The 13,872-nt window shown below is 64.4% G+C and carries 17 protein-coding genes; all 17 read left to right on the top strand.

The features are described from left to right. Positions 1-259: 259 nt before the first annotated feature. Positions 260-976 carry a HyaD/HybD family hydrogenase maturation endopeptidase gene (locus ACWGTI_RS31205; protein WP_454578560.1) on the top strand — a complete coding sequence of 239 codons (717 nt, stop codon included), beginning with the start codon at positions 260-262 and terminating at the stop codon, positions 974-976. Further along, entirely contained in the window at positions 976-1,326 is a 351-nt protein-coding gene (locus ACWGTI_RS31200) for a HypC/HybG/HupF family hydrogenase formation chaperone (RefSeq protein ID WP_454590527.1), read from the top strand. The genes ACWGTI_RS31205 and ACWGTI_RS31200 overlap by 1 nt, the downstream gene beginning before the upstream one ends. Next, positions 1,307-1,762: a hydrogenase-1 expression HyaE gene (locus tag ACWGTI_RS31195; protein ID WP_454578562.1), complete on the top strand. Its 456-nt coding sequence runs from the start codon at positions 1,307-1,309 to the stop codon at positions 1,760-1,762. The genes ACWGTI_RS31200 and ACWGTI_RS31195 overlap by 20 nt, the downstream gene beginning before the upstream one ends. 105 nt (positions 1,763-1,867) lie before the next feature. Beyond that, positions 1,868-2,614 carry a hydrogenase expression/formation protein gene (locus tag ACWGTI_RS31190; protein WP_454590526.1) on the top strand — a complete coding sequence of 249 codons (747 nt, stop codon included), beginning with the start codon at positions 1,868-1,870 and terminating at the stop codon, positions 2,612-2,614. Continuing rightward, positions 2,614-2,829: a rubredoxin gene (locus ACWGTI_RS31185; RefSeq protein WP_454578564.1), complete on the top strand. Its 216-nt coding sequence runs from the start codon at positions 2,614-2,616 to the stop codon at positions 2,827-2,829. The genes ACWGTI_RS31190 and ACWGTI_RS31185 overlap by 1 nt, the downstream gene beginning before the upstream one ends. Continuing rightward, the gene (gene hybE / locus ACWGTI_RS31180; RefSeq protein ID WP_454590525.1) at positions 2,822-3,451 is read left to right on the top strand and encodes a [NiFe]-hydrogenase assembly chaperone HybE; all 630 of its coding nucleotides are present in this window, start codon (positions 2,822-2,824) and stop codon (positions 3,449-3,451) included. Before ACWGTI_RS31185 ends, hybE begins: the two co-directional genes overlap by 8 nt. Then, on the top strand, positions 3,448-4,470 hold the full coding sequence (locus ACWGTI_RS31175; RefSeq protein WP_454590524.1) for a hypothetical protein: 1,023 nt from the start codon (positions 3,448-3,450) through the stop codon (positions 4,468-4,470). The genes hybE and ACWGTI_RS31175 overlap by 4 nt, the downstream gene beginning before the upstream one ends. Further along, positions 4,470-4,811, top strand: coding sequence for a hydrogenase maturation nickel metallochaperone HypA (hypA, locus tag ACWGTI_RS31170; RefSeq protein WP_454578567.1), 342 nt, complete (start codon positions 4,470-4,472; stop codon positions 4,809-4,811). The genes ACWGTI_RS31175 and hypA overlap by 1 nt, the downstream gene beginning before the upstream one ends. Continuing rightward, entirely contained in the window at positions 4,811-5,752 is a 942-nt protein-coding gene (hypB, locus tag ACWGTI_RS31165) for a hydrogenase nickel incorporation protein HypB (RefSeq protein ID WP_454590523.1), read from the top strand. The genes hypA and hypB overlap by 1 nt, the downstream gene beginning before the upstream one ends. A gap of 3 nt (positions 5,753-5,755) precedes the next feature. Beyond that, the gene (locus tag ACWGTI_RS31160; RefSeq protein WP_454590522.1) at positions 5,756-6,001 is read left to right on the top strand and encodes a HypC/HybG/HupF family hydrogenase formation chaperone; all 246 of its coding nucleotides are present in this window, start codon (positions 5,756-5,758) and stop codon (positions 5,999-6,001) included. Next, positions 5,998-7,134 (top strand): hydrogenase formation protein HypD, encoded by a 1,137-nt coding sequence (gene hypD, locus ACWGTI_RS31155; RefSeq protein WP_454590521.1) that lies wholly within the window; start codon positions 5,998-6,000, stop codon positions 7,132-7,134. The genes ACWGTI_RS31160 and hypD overlap by 4 nt, the downstream gene beginning before the upstream one ends. Beyond that, positions 7,131-8,168 (top strand): hydrogenase expression/formation protein HypE, encoded by a 1,038-nt coding sequence (gene hypE / locus ACWGTI_RS31150; RefSeq protein ID WP_454590520.1) that lies wholly within the window; start codon positions 7,131-7,133, stop codon positions 8,166-8,168. The genes hypD and hypE overlap by 4 nt, the downstream gene beginning before the upstream one ends. Positions 8,169-8,170: 2 nt before the next feature. Further along, on the top strand, positions 8,171-9,880 hold the full coding sequence (locus ACWGTI_RS31145; RefSeq protein ID WP_454590519.1) for an enoyl-CoA hydratase-related protein: 1,710 nt from the start codon (positions 8,171-8,173) through the stop codon (positions 9,878-9,880). Continuing rightward, entirely contained in the window at positions 9,877-10,941 is a 1,065-nt protein-coding gene (locus ACWGTI_RS31140; protein ID WP_454590518.1) for a nickel-dependent hydrogenase large subunit, read from the top strand. The genes ACWGTI_RS31145 and ACWGTI_RS31140 overlap by 4 nt, the downstream gene beginning before the upstream one ends. Then, on the top strand, positions 10,941-13,286 hold the full coding sequence (hypF, locus tag ACWGTI_RS31135; RefSeq protein ID WP_454590517.1) for a carbamoyltransferase HypF: 2,346 nt from the start codon (positions 10,941-10,943) through the stop codon (positions 13,284-13,286). The genes ACWGTI_RS31140 and hypF overlap by 1 nt, the downstream gene beginning before the upstream one ends. A 75-nt stretch (positions 13,287-13,361) precedes the next feature. Then, positions 13,362-13,583: a plasmid pRiA4b ORF-3 family protein gene (locus tag ACWGTI_RS31130; protein WP_454590516.1), complete on the top strand. Its 222-nt coding sequence runs from the start codon at positions 13,362-13,364 to the stop codon at positions 13,581-13,583. Continuing rightward, positions 13,549-13,872: IS1096 element passenger TnpR family protein (locus ACWGTI_RS31125; RefSeq protein WP_454590515.1), on the top strand; the 324-nt coding region annotated here is incomplete at its 3' end. The genes ACWGTI_RS31130 and ACWGTI_RS31125, both read left to right, overlap by 35 nt.

Raw genomic sequence — 13,872 nt, 5'->3', positions numbered from 1 at the left:
CGTCACACCCACAGAGTGCTCACACTATTTCCAAAACTCAGGATATGACCAAAACTAATCTCATCAAGCTCTAGTGCAGAAGGGTGAATTCAATCGGCGAATGGAAAGTGTTCAGCCGGCTGGAAAGCAATTACCGGACACAAACCTTCCACAAGGCGGCGCGCCGATGAATTTCACCAAGGATTCCAGCGGCGGGGCAAGGCTCAGTCGATTGGCACGGGGCTTGCTCCTCTAACTCCGGGAGCATGGAGGAGTGAACATGGGCAATGCACCGCGCGTGCTTGTGCTCGGCATTGGCAATTTGCTGTGGGCCGACGAGGGGTTCGGTATCCGCGCCGTCGAGGCGTTTCACCGGCGGTTTGAAGACGACCCCGCAATCTCGGTCGTCGATGGCGGAACGCAGGGCATCTATCTGGTCCAGAACATACGCGAGACCGACATTCTCGTCGTCTTCGATGCCGTGGACTACCAGCTTGCCCCGGGCACGATGAAATTCGTCGAAGGCGACGACGTGCCGAATTTTCTCGGCATCAAGAAAATGTCCCTCCACCAGACCGGTTTTCAGGAAGTGCTGGCGATGGCGCAGATGATGGGCGATTACCCCGGGCATCTGCTGCTCGTCGGCGTGCAGCCCGTGGAACTCGAGGATTTCGGCGGCAGCCTGCGGCCGCAGGTCAAGGCCTGCATCGAGCCTGCGCTCGATCACGCAGCGGCCTGGTTGCGCGCACTCGGCATCGATCTGCGTGAACGCGCGCAGCCCCTGTCCGAGGAAGAAACGATCGCTTCCATGGAAATGGCGCTCAAGGCCTATGAGACGGGACGCCCGCATGAAGCCGTCGCGCCGCGCCATGGCGACGAGCGCGTGCTGGCCTCGGGCCGCTTTTCGCCGCCCGCCGATCCGGCTGGCGAGATCGCCGGCCTAATCGGCGACGTCTCCGGCAGCCGTGCCGAACGCGCGGACGGAGGACCGGGCTGATGTGCATGGGTGTTCCCTATGAGATCGTCGAAGCCGGCTTCCTGTCGGCGCGGGCCCGCAGCCGCCATGAGGAGACGATCATCGACATGAGCCTTGTCGGCGACCAGCCGCCGGGAACGCATGTGCTGGTGTTTCTCGGCGCTGCGCGCGAGGTGATCTCGGCAGACCTGGCGCGCCAGATCGGCGATGCGCTGGAGGCGGTTCGCCTGGTCATGTCCGGGCAGACGGAAATCGACCATTTGTTCGCGGACCTTTCCAGCCGCGAGCCGACATTGCCGGAGCACCTGCGGACGCAGGAGCCGGCCAGCCTCGATAAAAGGATGACATCCAGTGTACTCACCGCTTCTTGACGGCGTTATCAGCCGCTACACCTACCCTGTCGTCGGACTGGAGGACCACCGCGAGATCGCGAGTGCGCACCGCCACGGCGTCTTGTTCTTTTCCGGCGATTGGGAGCGCCTGGGCGAAAGCAACGACGTCGCCGTCATCCTGCCGGAACTCGCCGCCGCCTTCCAGGGTGTGTTCCAGCCGCTTGTCGTCGACCGCGGCTGCGAGCGCAAGCTGCAGGCGATCTACCGCTTCAGCGCATTCCCCGCGCTCGTCTTCCTGCGCGACGGCGAATATCTCGGCGTCATCACCCGCGTGCTCGACTGGGACGATTACCTGCGCGAGACGGCACGGATTTTGTCGCTCGACGTCAGCACGCCGCCGCCGTTCCCGATGCCGGGCGCACGGGCGGCCGCGAAGGACGACGATCACGACCATGGTCACGGTCATTTTCACTGAGGTTTAGAGGGAGGATAGCATGGTGGATTTCTTGGGCACGGGGCCGGGATCGCAGCGAACGAGGAGGATGGGACCGTCCTGGAATACATGGAGATGCCGAAGGGCATGACCGTGTTCCGGGCGCCGATCCTGCCGGAGCCGGAGGAAGTGCATGCTTCCGCCGCCATCGCCGAGTTGCGCGGCGTAGCGAGAGGCCTGCTGGACTGGAAGCCCGGCCGCCACATCACCCATGGCCTTTCGCACCTCTCCCCGGCCGATACCGATTTCGTCAGCCAGGCGCTCGGCAATGGCGAAGTGTCGATCATCTGCGGCTCGACCATCCAGGCGCAGGAATCCGTCATGGCGGGCGTCTGGCGGGTGCGAGAAAGCGATGGTTCCGGCAAGCCTGTGTCCGACCGGATCGAGCTTGGTCCGTTCCCGCAGTCTATCCTTGCCAGGACATTCGTCCATGCGCGCGGCTCCATCGACATTCCGGCAAGTTTCGGCCCCGGAGTCTTCAATGCGCCGCCCCTCCTGGCCGAAATCAACGAAGCCATCGCCAGGTATTCGCCGGACAATCCGCATGCCCATGTCATCAACCTGTCGCTGCTGCCGCACACCGAAGATGATCTCGCCTTGCTCGACGAGCTGCTCGGCAAGGGCCCCGTGACGGTTCTTTCGCGCGGCTACGGCAACTGTCGCGTCGAGGCGACGGGGTTGCGTTATGTGTGGTGGGTGCGGTTCTTCAATTCGCAGGATACTTTGATCCTCAACACCATCGAAGTGACCATGTTGCCGGATGTCGTCCTGGCTTCGCCCGAGGATATCGCCGACAGCGCCGATCGTCTCACCGAAATCATGGCGGTTTACTGATGGAAGACCATTTCTTCAAAGGCTCCTATGGCGGCGATGCAACGCTGATCCGGGACGATTCCAGGATGGAATGCAAGATTTGCTGGGAGATCTATGACCCCGAGGTCGGCGATGCCTACTGGCAGATCCCTGCGGGCACGCCGTTCTCCGAACTTCCCGAGCATTGGAGCTGTCCCAACTGCGAAGGCAAGAAAAAGGATTTCATGGTTGTCTGATATCCGGGACATCGCCGTCGAACAGGCCGGCCGTCTGGAGCGCCGCTTCGCGCATATCGCCGCGACGGCGATGCTCGACATGCCGATGAACAATCCCGTCCTTCTGGTGCAGTGCGTCGGCTTGCAGCCCTATGGTGCCGGCTGGCTCGGCGTTCTCATCACGCCGTGGTTCATGAACCTCGTGCTGGTGCCCAGTGATCCTGAAACGGAAGCCGCAGTGCAGACCGGAACCAAGATCCGCGTTGCCATGCCGGGCGGGACGATCGAGTTCATCCAGTCGCAGGATGAGGTGCTCGGCCCGTTGCGCATGTGCTCGCTGTTTTCGCCGGCGTTCGAATTCTCCGCGATGGAGGATGCGGTCTTGACGGCCGAGGCGGTGCTTGCCGAACTGCTGGCGCCGGAGGAGCAGCCCGAAGCCGATGCCGACGTGGGAATGGTGGCCATCTGGGAAGGCCGCCTTGCCGATGCGGACGCCCAGGCGGAGCGTGAGCGGCAGGCCGAAGCCATCCAACGGGCGGAGGAGGCCCGCGCCCGCCGCGGCGCCGAACCGGAACCGGCCATATCGCGCCGCGCGCTGTTCGGGCTGCCAGCCGGACCGGTGGCTGAGGAGGTCCAGCCATGAGCCTCACCGGCACGCTCGGCATCGACGTGACCTTTGTGCCGAACGGCAGGGCAAGTGTGAACTTCGCGCCGGCACGCAAGGTGCCGACAGACCGCCTGTTTGCCGGTTTGGCGCCGGGCGAGGCCGCGGACCGGATGCCGCTGCTGTTTCCCCTCTGTTCGAACGCCCATGCCGCCGTTCTCCTGACGGCGGCGAATATGGCCGAAGGCCGGCCGTGCAGCGCCGAAACCGATCGCATCCGCAGCCTGCTCATTGCCGGTGAAGCCTTGCGGGAGCATTCCGTGCGGATCCTCAACGACTGGGCCGTGATGCAGGGGCGCGAACCCGATGTCGCGGCCCTGCGTCGGGTCAACGACGTCTTTCGGCACATGCAAGCCGTGTTGAGTTCGCGTCTTGTTTCGCAAAATGCGGCGATGCTCGATGAGGATGCCGCGATGCGATGCGCGATTGCCCTTGCGGTGTCCGCCACCCAAGCCGTGTTTCCACAGGGCGCTGGCGTTGCTGGCATGGGATTGAACGGTGCCGGTGGTTCGGTGTCCCAAAGCATCGCGGCAGCGATGATCCGTCAGGCAGGCGAAGGCCCGGTGGATTGGGGCAGGCCGGAGCAGGACGACGGAACCGCGCTTGGCCGCCATCGCCACGATCCGCGTGTAACTGGCCCAGAAGCAAAGCGTCGCGTGCTTGCGCGGCTCGTCGAGGTGGAGGCGCTGTGCCGCTTCCTCGATGGCAGAGGGGCAAATCCACTGTGCCTCCACGCGGAAAAGACAGGTCCCCAGGCGGCGCGGGTCTCGGCGGAGGTCGCCCGCGGACGCCTTGTCCATGAGGTCGAGATGCGCGACGGAAAGATCGCTGCCATCCAGATCGGGGCGCCCACCAGCGCCAATTTCGCAAGCGGCGGCGCGGCCGAAACGGCCATCGCCGCGCTGCGCACCGATGACCTTGCGCGCTTCGATTGGCTCGTGCGATTGATCGTGTTAGAGGTCGATCCCTGTGTCACCCATGATGTGAGGGTTTCCTGATGCACGAGCTGGCGCTTTGCGAAAGCATCCGGTCGGTCATCGAAAGCGAAGCCCGCAAGCAGGGTTTTTCCGTCGTCAAGCGGGTGCATCTGGAAATCGGGGTCCTCTCCGGCGTCGAGGCGGATGCCTTGCGCTTCGGCTTCGATGTCGCCATGGCCGGTTCCATCGCGCAACACGCCAGGCTGGAGATCGACGAGCCGCTGGGAGAGGCATGGTGCATGCCTTGCTCAGCATCCGTCGAAATTACCGCGCGCTATGACCCGTGTCCGGCGTGCGGAAGCCACCAGTTGCAGGTGACGGGTGGCACGGACATGAAAATACTGGAACTGGAGGTTTTGTGATGTGCACGGTTTGCGGCTGCGGCGACGGCGAAGTACGGGTTGAGGATGGCAAGCACCAGCACAGTCATGCGCATGGCCACCGCCATGATCACGGTCATGCATACGACCACGGCCACCACCATGATGATGAACACACTCATGTGCATCATCATCACGATCATGTCCATTCGCACCCGGACCATGACCTGCTCGACGTCGGTTCGGGGCCGGCCGACGTGCATGTGGAAGGGCTGTCGCGGGCGCGGCTCGTCAAGCTGGAAGCCGGCATCCTCGCCAAGAACGATGCGCTTGCCGAGGTCAACCGCAGGCGGCTGTTCGATATCGGACAGTTTGCCCTGAATTTCGTTTCCAGCCCGGGTTCGGGAAAGACCACGCTTCTGGTCGAGACGATCCGGGCGCTCTGCGGCTCCGAACCGGTTGCCGTGATCGAGGGAGACCAGCAGACGTCCAACGATGCCGAGCGCGTCCGTGCCGCCGGGGCCCCGGCAATCCAGGTCAACACCGGCAAGGGCTGTCATCTCGACGCCTCGATGGTGGCAAGGGCGCTCGACCGGCTGGAGCTTCAGCCCGGCGGCTTCCTGTTCATCGAGAATGTCGGCAATCTCGTCTGTCCCGCCGCGTTCGATCTCGGCGAGGCCCACAAGGTGGTGATCCTCTCCGTGACCGAAGGTGAGGACAAGCCGTTGAAATACCCCGATATGTTCCATGCCGCGGACCTGATGCTGCTGACCAAGACCGATCTCCTGCCCCATCTCACCTTCGATGTGGAGGCCTGCATCGCCAATGCCCGCAAGGTCAATCCGCGCATCCGTGTGCTGAGAGTTTCCTCGACCACGGGCGAGGGCATGGCCGAATGGATCGGCTGGCTGAAGGCTGCGCGGCAGGTGGCGCTGATCGGGTCTCCGGCGCTTGCTTCTTCCTCGGCGCAGAAGGGGGCCTGACCGATGTGCCTTGCCCTTCCGGCAAAAGTCGTTGCGCTGCCCGAGCCCGGCATGGCCGTGGTCTCGCTCGAGGGTATCCGCAAGACCATTTCGCTCGCACTCGTCGATGACGTCGGCATCGACGACTATGTGCTGGTCCATGTCGGCTACGCGCTACACAAGGTTAGTCCCGAGGAGGCGGCGCGCACGCTCCAGATGATGGCTGAGAGCGGGATATTGGAAGACGAGATCGCAGAGATTGCATCATGAAATATGTCGATGAATACCGCGATGGCGAACTGGCGGCGTCCCTGGCTGAAACGATCCGCCGTGAGGCCGATCCGGATCGCTCCTATCATTTCATGGAATTCTGCGGTGGCCACACCCACGCGATCTTCCGGTATGGCGTGCAGGATCTGATGCCTGACAACGTCCACTTCGTCCATGGTCCGGGCTGTCCGTTCTGCGTGTTGCCGGTCAACCGGCTGGACGACGCGGTAGAACTGGCCGAGCGTCATGGCGTGATCCTCTGTTCCTACGGCGACATGATGCGCGTGCCCGGCACCAGGCAGCGCTCGCTGATCCGCGCCAAGGCGGACGGCGCCGACATCCGCATGGTCTATTCGACGTTGGATGCGCTGAAGATCGCCCGGGACAATCCGGGCCGGCAGGTCGTGTTCTTCGCGATCGGCTTCGAGACCACGACGCCGCCCACCGCCGTTGCCATCCTGCAGGCAAAGGCGGAAGGCCTCGCCAACTTCTCGGTGTTCTGCAGCCATGTGCTGACGCCGGCGGCCATCACCCATATTCTGGATTCTCCCGAAGTCCACGAGCTCGGACTGGTCAAGATCGACGGATTCCTTGGGCCCTCGCACGTATCCTCCGTCATCGGATCAGAGCCTTACGAGTATTTTGCCGAGGAATTCCGCCGCCCGGTGGTCATCGCCGGTTTCGAGCCGCTCGACGTGATGCAATCGACGCTGATGCTGGTCAGGCAGGTCAACGAAGGCCGCCATGATGTCGAGAACGAATATGCCCGCGTGGTGACGCGCGAGGGAAACCTGAAGGCGCAGGGGCTTGTCGGCGACGTCATGGAGCTGCGGAGCGCCTTTGAATGGCGCGGGCTCGGCATGGTCCCCTATTCGGCGTTGCGCATCCGTGATGCCTATGCGGAATTCGATGCCGAGAAGCGCTACGCGCTCACACCGAAAATCGCCCGCGAGGTGAAATCCTGCGAATGTCCGTCGATCCTGCGCGGCGTCAAGAAACCCACCGACTGCAAGCTGTTCGGTACCGTCTGCACCCCGGAAAATCCGATCGGCTCCTGCATGGTCTCTTCTGAAGGGGCATGTGCCGCCTACTATTCCTATGGCCGCTTCCGCACTCAGGAGGCAGCGCAATGAGCAACCGGCGGGTCTCCGACGTTATTCTGCCCAAGGCGGTGGACATGACGCATGGTGCCGGCGGCAAGGCCGGGGTCCAGCTCGTCAGCGCCATTTTCCAGCATCATTTTTCCAACCCCGCGCTCGACCGCGGCGATGACGGCGCGGTGCTTGCAAAGCTGAACGGCCGGCCGGTGCTGACCACGGACGGCCATGTGGTCGCGCCGCTGTTTTTCCCCGGCGGCGAGATCGGCTCCCTGTCGGTCCACGGCACGGTGAACGATCTAGCGGTCATGGGCGCCCGACCGGTGGCGCTGACCGCGGGGTTCATCATCGAGGAGGGCTTCAGCATCGAACAGTTGGAGGCGATCGCCGTCTCGATGGCGCGCGCGGCCGCCGATGTCGGCGTGCCCATTGTCACCGGCGATACGAAGGTGGTCGGGCGCGGCCAGGGGGATGGCGTCTACATCACGCTTGCGGGCCTCGGCGTGATTGAAGATGGGCTCGATCTCTCAGGCTCGAACGCCAGGCCGGGCGATTCCATCCTTGTTTCGGGAACCATGGGCGACCATGGCGTTGCCATCCTGTCCCGGCGCGAGAACTTGGAATTCGACACCGAGATCCTGTCCGACAGCCAGCCGTTGCATGATCTCGCCGAGGCCATCATTGCCGCGGCACCCGGATTGCGGCTGATGCGGGACCCGACACGCGGCGGACTTTCGGCAACGCTCAACGAAATCGCGCATCAATCCGGCGTCGGCATGGCGCTGGCCGAAAAGGCCATTCCCGTGCGGCCGGACGTGAAGGGGGCTTGCGAACTGCTGGGCCTGGACCCGGTCAACATTGCCAATGAGGGCAAGCTGGTCGCCATTTGCGCGCCGGAAGACGCGCCGGCACTGCTTGCCGCGATGCGCGCCCATCCCAAGGGCCGCGATGCCGCCGTCATCGGCAGCGTGACCCAGGACCCTGCCTGTCTCATCCGCATGAAAACCGCGTTCGGCGGCAGCCGCGTGGTCGACTGGATCGCGGGCGAACAATTGCCGCGGATTTGCTGATCATGCGTGTCCTGTTTGTCACCCATGCATTCAACTCACTGGCGCAACGCCTTCACGTCGAGTTGCGCGCACGCGGCCATGAGGTCGCCGTCGAACTGGACATCAACGATGCGGTGACGCTGGAGGCGGCGGCCCTGTATCGGCCGGATCTGGTGCTGGCACCCTTCCTGAAACGCATGCTTCCGGCAGAGCTGACGATGCGTCTCCCCTGTTTCATCATCCACCCCGGACCGGAGGGCGATCGCGGTCCCGCAGCACTCGACCACGCCATCCTTGAACGGCGCAGCGAATGGGGCGTCACCGTGTTGCAGGCGACGGAGAACTATGATGCCGGGCCGGTCTGGGCCAGCGCGACGTTTCCGATGCGCGCGGCGCGCAAGTCCTCCATCTATCTCAACGAGGTCGCCGATGCGGCAACGAAGGCGGTGATCGAGGGGATCGACCGGTTTGCCGGCGGCGGTCGTCCCAGGCATCTCGGTCCGGCCGTGCTCTCAGCCAGCTGGCGCGGTCCGGTCGCGAAAGCCGCCCGGCAGATCGACTGGTCGCGGGACGATACGGCCTCGATCCTCGCCAAGGCTCGCAGCGCCGATGGCGCTCCCGGCGCGCCCGCCGTTCTCTGCGGCCGGGAGATCCGGATTTTCGACGTTCGCGAAACCGGGACCATCGAGCATGCTGCGCCCGGGATGCCGGTTGCCATCCGCGGCGACGCCGTCGTGGTGGCAACCCGCGACGGCGCGGTGCAGATCGGCCACATGATCGATCCGGGTTCGCCGATTCCCTTCAAGCTGCCGGCACGCCGCGTTCTCGGTGACGCGCTGGCGAGCCTGCCGGAGATCGCGCAGGGCCATTCTGGCGTAACCTATCGCGAAGCGGGGGATGCGGGTTTCCTGAGCTTCGATTTCTATAATGGGGCGATGGGGACGGTGGCCTGCCGGAGCTTGCTCACCGCCTGGATGACGGCGCTTGAACGCCCGACCCGCGTGCTCGTGCTCTCAGGAGGGACCGACCATTGGTCGAACGGCCTCGATCTCAACCGCATCGAGGCTTCCTCGAGCCCGGCCGACGAATCGCTGGCCAATATCGAGGCGATGGATGATCTGGCCGAGGCGATCATCCGCACCACGGACCGCGTGACCATCGCCGCCGTCGGCGCCAATGCCGGGGCGGGCGGCGTGTTTCTCGCCCGCGCCGCCGATCATGTCTGGCTGCGGCAGGGCGTCGTCCTCAATCCCCACTACAAGGACATGGGCAATCTCTACGGCTCGGAATTCTGGACTTACCTTTTGCCGAAACATGCCGGCGCGGAAAATGCCGCGCGGCTGTCGCAGGCGCGCTGGCCGGTTGGGGCAGGGGAGGCGCAGGCACTCGGTCTTGCGAACCGCATTTTCGCCGGGGATGTCTTCCGTTTCGCGGGCGAGATCCAAGGCGCTGTGGTCGACCTGCTGGATGATCGCGGGGCGCTTGATCTCAAAATCGCCGAAAAGGCGGCGGCCCGAAACCGCGACGAGGCGGCAAAACCGCTTTCGGCCTATCGTGAGCAGGAACTGGCGCGCATGAAGCGCAATTTCTTCGGCTTCGATACGAGCTACCATATTGCGCGCAGCAATTTCGTCCGCAAAGTGGTCAAGGCCCGCACGCCGTCCTCGATCGCGACGCATCGGGGCTTGCGCGGGCCTGCGGTAAGTGCAGGGCCTGGAGGGGAGGCAGCATGACGGATCTTCCGGTGATACTGGTCGTTGATGACGAAGTGCGGTCGCTCGAATCGATCAAGCGCATCCTTTCCGACGAATTCGACTTGCTCACTGCCCCCGACACCGATGTCGCGATGGCGCATTTCGAAAACGGCGAGATCGAAGTCGTTCTTTGTGATCAAAGGATGCCGGGCCTTTCCGGCATTGAATTCCTGAAAAAAGTGCGGGAGCGCTGGCCCGAGACCGTCCGGATGATCATTTCCGGCTATACCGACGCGCACGACATCATCGACGGCGTCAACGATGCGGGCATCTACCAGTACATCACCAAGCCCTGGCAGCCGCAGGCCTTGTCGGTCATCCTGCACAAAGCCGTCCAGCTTTACCGCACCCAGCGCGAGGCGGAGCTTCTCGCGGTGGAGATGCGGATGGCGCCTTCGACCGCGGCGCGCATCGTCGACGAGCGCAAGCGCAGGCTCAAATCCGCCTATGACGTCGACGATGGCATCATCCGCCGTGCGGAAAGCCCGATGGCGGCCGTGTGCGACGCATTGCGCATGGTCGCCCCTTACGACATCCCCGTGGTGCTCACCGGCGAATCGGGGACGGGCAAGGAACTGGCGGCGCGCGCCCTCGGCGCGTTGGCGCGGCAGGTGGTCAACAGCCACCCGCTTGCCCGCGACATGGTGCGCTTGCAGGGCGGCAGCGTTCATGCACGGGTGGTGGCCCGGCTCCTGGAAATCGCACTCACCGTCATCGCCCTCGAACGGTGGTTGCGCGCCGTGCATCCCCAGAACCCGTTCTCAATTCCGGACCGCGATCCGCGCAACGGCGCCGGCATCGGCCTTGTCGAGGCCGCCCGGGGTTCGCTTGGCCACTGGCTGAAGGTGCGCGACGGCAGAATCGAAATCTACCAGATCATCGCCCCGACAACCTGGAATTTCTCCCCGCGCGACCGCGATGGCATGCCCGGCCCGCTGGAACAGGCGCTGCATGGCCTGCCGGTCGAGGGGCCGGACTCGGTGCTGGTCCAGCACGTGGTGCGCTCCTTCGATCCGTGCATGGTTTGCACGGTGCATTGATGACGGCGGGCTCAGGAGCCGACGGATTTCTTATCCGGGTGCGCGGGCTGGTGCAGGGCGTGGGGTTTCGCCCGTCCGTCTGGCAGGTCGCAACCGGGCTCGGCCTTGCCGGCCATGTCTGCAACACCTCGGCGGGCGTCACCATTGCGCTCGCGTGTTCACAGTCCGATTGCGATGCTTTCATCCTCGCGCTCAACAGCAATCTACCGGCCCTCGCGCGGATCGACGCGCTGCACCGGGAACCCTTCCTGTTCGCCCCCCCTCCGGGTGATTTTACCATCCTCGCCAGCGAAGAAGCGGCTGTCAGTGCTGCCGTGGTCGCAGATGCCAAGATCTGTCAGGCTTGCCTTGCCGATATTCGCGACCCGCTGAACCGCCGGTTCGGCTATGCCTTTGCCAACTGCACCCATTGCGGCCCGCGGTTCACGATCGTCAGGCGCATCCCCTATGACCGCGCCAGCACCGCGATGGCCGCGTTTTCGATGTGCGAGGCTTGCCGGGCGGAATACGACAACCCCGGCGACCGGCGGTTCCATGCGCAGCCTGTGGCCTGCGCCGGCTGCGGTCCGCGCCTGTGGCTGGAGACAGCGCCGGATGTGGACGGGGGAGAGGGAGACCCGTTGGCCGTGGCCGCAATGCTGATTCTCTCCGGCCATATCGTCGCCCTCAAGGGGCTCGGCGGCTTCCATCTCGCCTGCGATGCCGCGAACGAGGATGCGGTGGTGCGCCTGCGGCGTGCCAAGCAGCGCCCGGCCAAACCGTTGGCGCTGATGGCCCGAAGCATCGAGGATATCCGGTCTGTGGCGACCTGTTCGGATCCCGAGGCCGCGCTGCTGGATAGTTCGGCGGGACCGATCGTGCTTCTGGAGGCGCTTGCGGATGCGGCGCTGGCGCCCTCCGTCGCGCCGGGCCAGTCAAGCATCGGCATCATGTTGCCGACGACACCGCTTCACGCCTTGCTGATGGATGCGGTTCGGGTGCCGCTGGTGATGACCTCGGCCAATGAATCCGGCATTCCCCAATGCGTTACCAACACGGAATCGCGCAGGCTGCTGGGCGGTGGGGACGATGAACTTCGCATTGCAGACGCCGTGCTGCTGCACGACCGCGACATTGTCAGCCGTGTCGATGACAGCGTCATCCGGCTTGACCGCACCGGTGTTTCGATCCTGCGCCGGGCCCGCGGTTTTGCCCCGCAGCCCCTGCGCCTCCGCGGCTTTCCGGACAACGGCGTGTCTGTCTTTGCGGCCGGCGCGGACCTCAAATCCGCCTTCGGCTTTGCCGGCAACGGCGAAGTGCTGCTCTCGCAACACCTGGGCGATCTGGACGAGCCGGAAACCCGCGCGGCTTACGCGCATGCGGTGCAGCTTTATGCGGATATGTTCCAGCGTAGGCCCGGGATCGTTGCGGTCGATGCCCATCCCCAATCCGTTTCCGCCGCACTCGGCCGTGCGCTTGCGTTGGAGACCGGTGCGCGCGTAGTTGCCGTCCAACACCATCACGCGCACATGGCATCCTGCATGGCAGAGAACGGATGGACCGCCGGTCCTGTCCTCGGCGTCGTGCTCGACGGCACGGGCTTCGGGACGGACGGGACCATCTGGGGCGGAGAGTTTCTGGCCGGCACCTTTTCAGACGTCCGCCGGCTGGCGCATTTCCTGCCGGTGCCGCTGATCGGCGGCGACCGGGCGGCGATGGAGCCCTGGCGCAATGCCTTTTCCCATCTCCACGCCGCTTTCGGCGATGATCTTTGGCAGAGCCGCTGGAGCAGCCTCGACGTGATCCGGCGGCTCGCGCAGCGCCCCGTGGCGACCACGCGATCCGTGATGGTGGCCCGCAGCCTCAGCCCGCTCTCCTCCTCGGCCGGCCGCCTGTTCGATGCGGCGGCCCATGTCATCGGCATGGCGCCGGAGAGGATGGGGTACGAGGGCCAGACCGGCATGGAACTGGAAGCCCTCGCCGCGCCGGCAATGGCGGGCGCGCGTGCCTACGGCGTGACGGTGTGCGGGGCCGTTCTGCATTGGGACGGTCTTTGGCGCGGCCTTCTCGACGACCTTCTGGACGGTGCCGACGCAGCCAGCCTTGCCGCGTGCTTTCACGCCACGCTCATTGCCACAATCACCGAGAGGGCGATCGCCCTCTGCTCAAGCGAACGGCTCGAAGCGGTAGCTCTGACGGGCGGCGTATTCCAGAACCGGTTGCTGCTGGAAGGTGTGCATGACCGCCTTTCGGCCGCCGGCCTCTCTATGCTGGTCCATAACCTGATCCCGGCCAATGACGGCGGCATCGCCCTGGGTCAGGCGGCCGTGGCGACTGCTTTGACCCTGAGGCCGATGGGTTCTTGACGGCATAGCTGTCGCCGAAGTTGGGGAGCATGAAAAAGTTGGGGGTGCCGTCTGCTATGGGTTAGCGTGGGCGCCATGTCTGACGATGGCGCATCTGGTGTTTACCGGTTGAAAGTGAGCTTGCCACGAATCTCGCCGATGATCTGGCGCAGGCTGCTGGTATCGGAAGAAATGACGCTCTTCGGTGTGCACCGAACAATCCAGATCGCCTTCGGCTGGGAGGATTATCATCTGCACGCTTTCAGGCTGCACGGCAGGCATTATGGCACAACGCGGATCAGGCGAGCGCCACCGTGACGGGGTAGGTAAGGAGGTCACGCTCACGGATCTTCAACTGCGCGTGCGCCAGTGCATTCGATACGAGTATGACTTCGGCGATCTGTGGGAACACGAGATCCGTGTTGAGGCCAAGCTTGAGCGAGAGGCCGGCAAGGTCTACCCGATCCGCATCGCTGGCGCGCGTGCCGGCCCGCCCGAAGATATTGGTGGCCCAAGAGGCTATGACGTGGTCCTCCACCGGTTCCGCTTCGGCGACATCGATGCGCTGCTTCGTCGAGATGAAGAATATTTCGACGAGGAGCTCGAG

It is taken from the genome of Mesorhizobium sp. ArgA1, assembly GCF_053714375.1.
Note: the sequence above shows the minus strand (reverse complement) of the source record. Positions and strands in the feature narration are given on the sequence as shown.

Coding starts and splice junctions, on each gene's coding strand:
- hypD (WP_454590521.1), top strand. CDS start 5,998: ATGAAATATGTCGATGAATACCGCGATGGCGAACTGGCGGCGTCCCTG.
- ACWGTI_RS31160 (WP_454590522.1), top strand. CDS start 5,756: ATGTGCCTTGCCCTTCCGGCAAAAGTCGTTGCGCTGCCCGAGCCCGGC.
- ACWGTI_RS31140 (WP_454590518.1), top strand. CDS start 9,877: ATGACGGATCTTCCGGTGATACTGGTCGTTGATGACGAAGTGCGGTCG.
- ACWGTI_RS31205 (WP_454578560.1), top strand. CDS start 260: ATGGGCAATGCACCGCGCGTGCTTGTGCTCGGCATTGGCAATTTGCTG.
- ACWGTI_RS31130 (WP_454590516.1), top strand. CDS start 13,362: ATGTCTGACGATGGCGCATCTGGTGTTTACCGGTTGAAAGTGAGCTTG.
- hypA (WP_454578567.1), top strand. CDS start 4,470: ATGCACGAGCTGGCGCTTTGCGAAAGCATCCGGTCGGTCATCGAAAGC.
- hypB (WP_454590523.1), top strand. CDS start 4,811: ATGTGCACGGTTTGCGGCTGCGGCGACGGCGAAGTACGGGTTGAGGAT.
- ACWGTI_RS31190 (WP_454590526.1), top strand. CDS start 1,868: ATGACCGTGTTCCGGGCGCCGATCCTGCCGGAGCCGGAGGAAGTGCAT.
- ACWGTI_RS31185 (WP_454578564.1), top strand. CDS start 2,614: ATGGAAGACCATTTCTTCAAAGGCTCCTATGGCGGCGATGCAACGCTG.
- hypE (WP_454590520.1), top strand. CDS start 7,131: ATGAGCAACCGGCGGGTCTCCGACGTTATTCTGCCCAAGGCGGTGGAC.
- ACWGTI_RS31145 (WP_454590519.1), top strand. CDS start 8,171: ATGCGTGTCCTGTTTGTCACCCATGCATTCAACTCACTGGCGCAACGC.
- ACWGTI_RS31175 (WP_454590524.1), top strand. CDS start 3,448: ATGAGCCTCACCGGCACGCTCGGCATCGACGTGACCTTTGTGCCGAAC.
- ACWGTI_RS31200 (WP_454590527.1), top strand. CDS start 976: ATGTGCATGGGTGTTCCCTATGAGATCGTCGAAGCCGGCTTCCTGTCG.
- hypF (WP_454590517.1), top strand. CDS start 10,941: ATGACGGCGGGCTCAGGAGCCGACGGATTTCTTATCCGGGTGCGCGGG.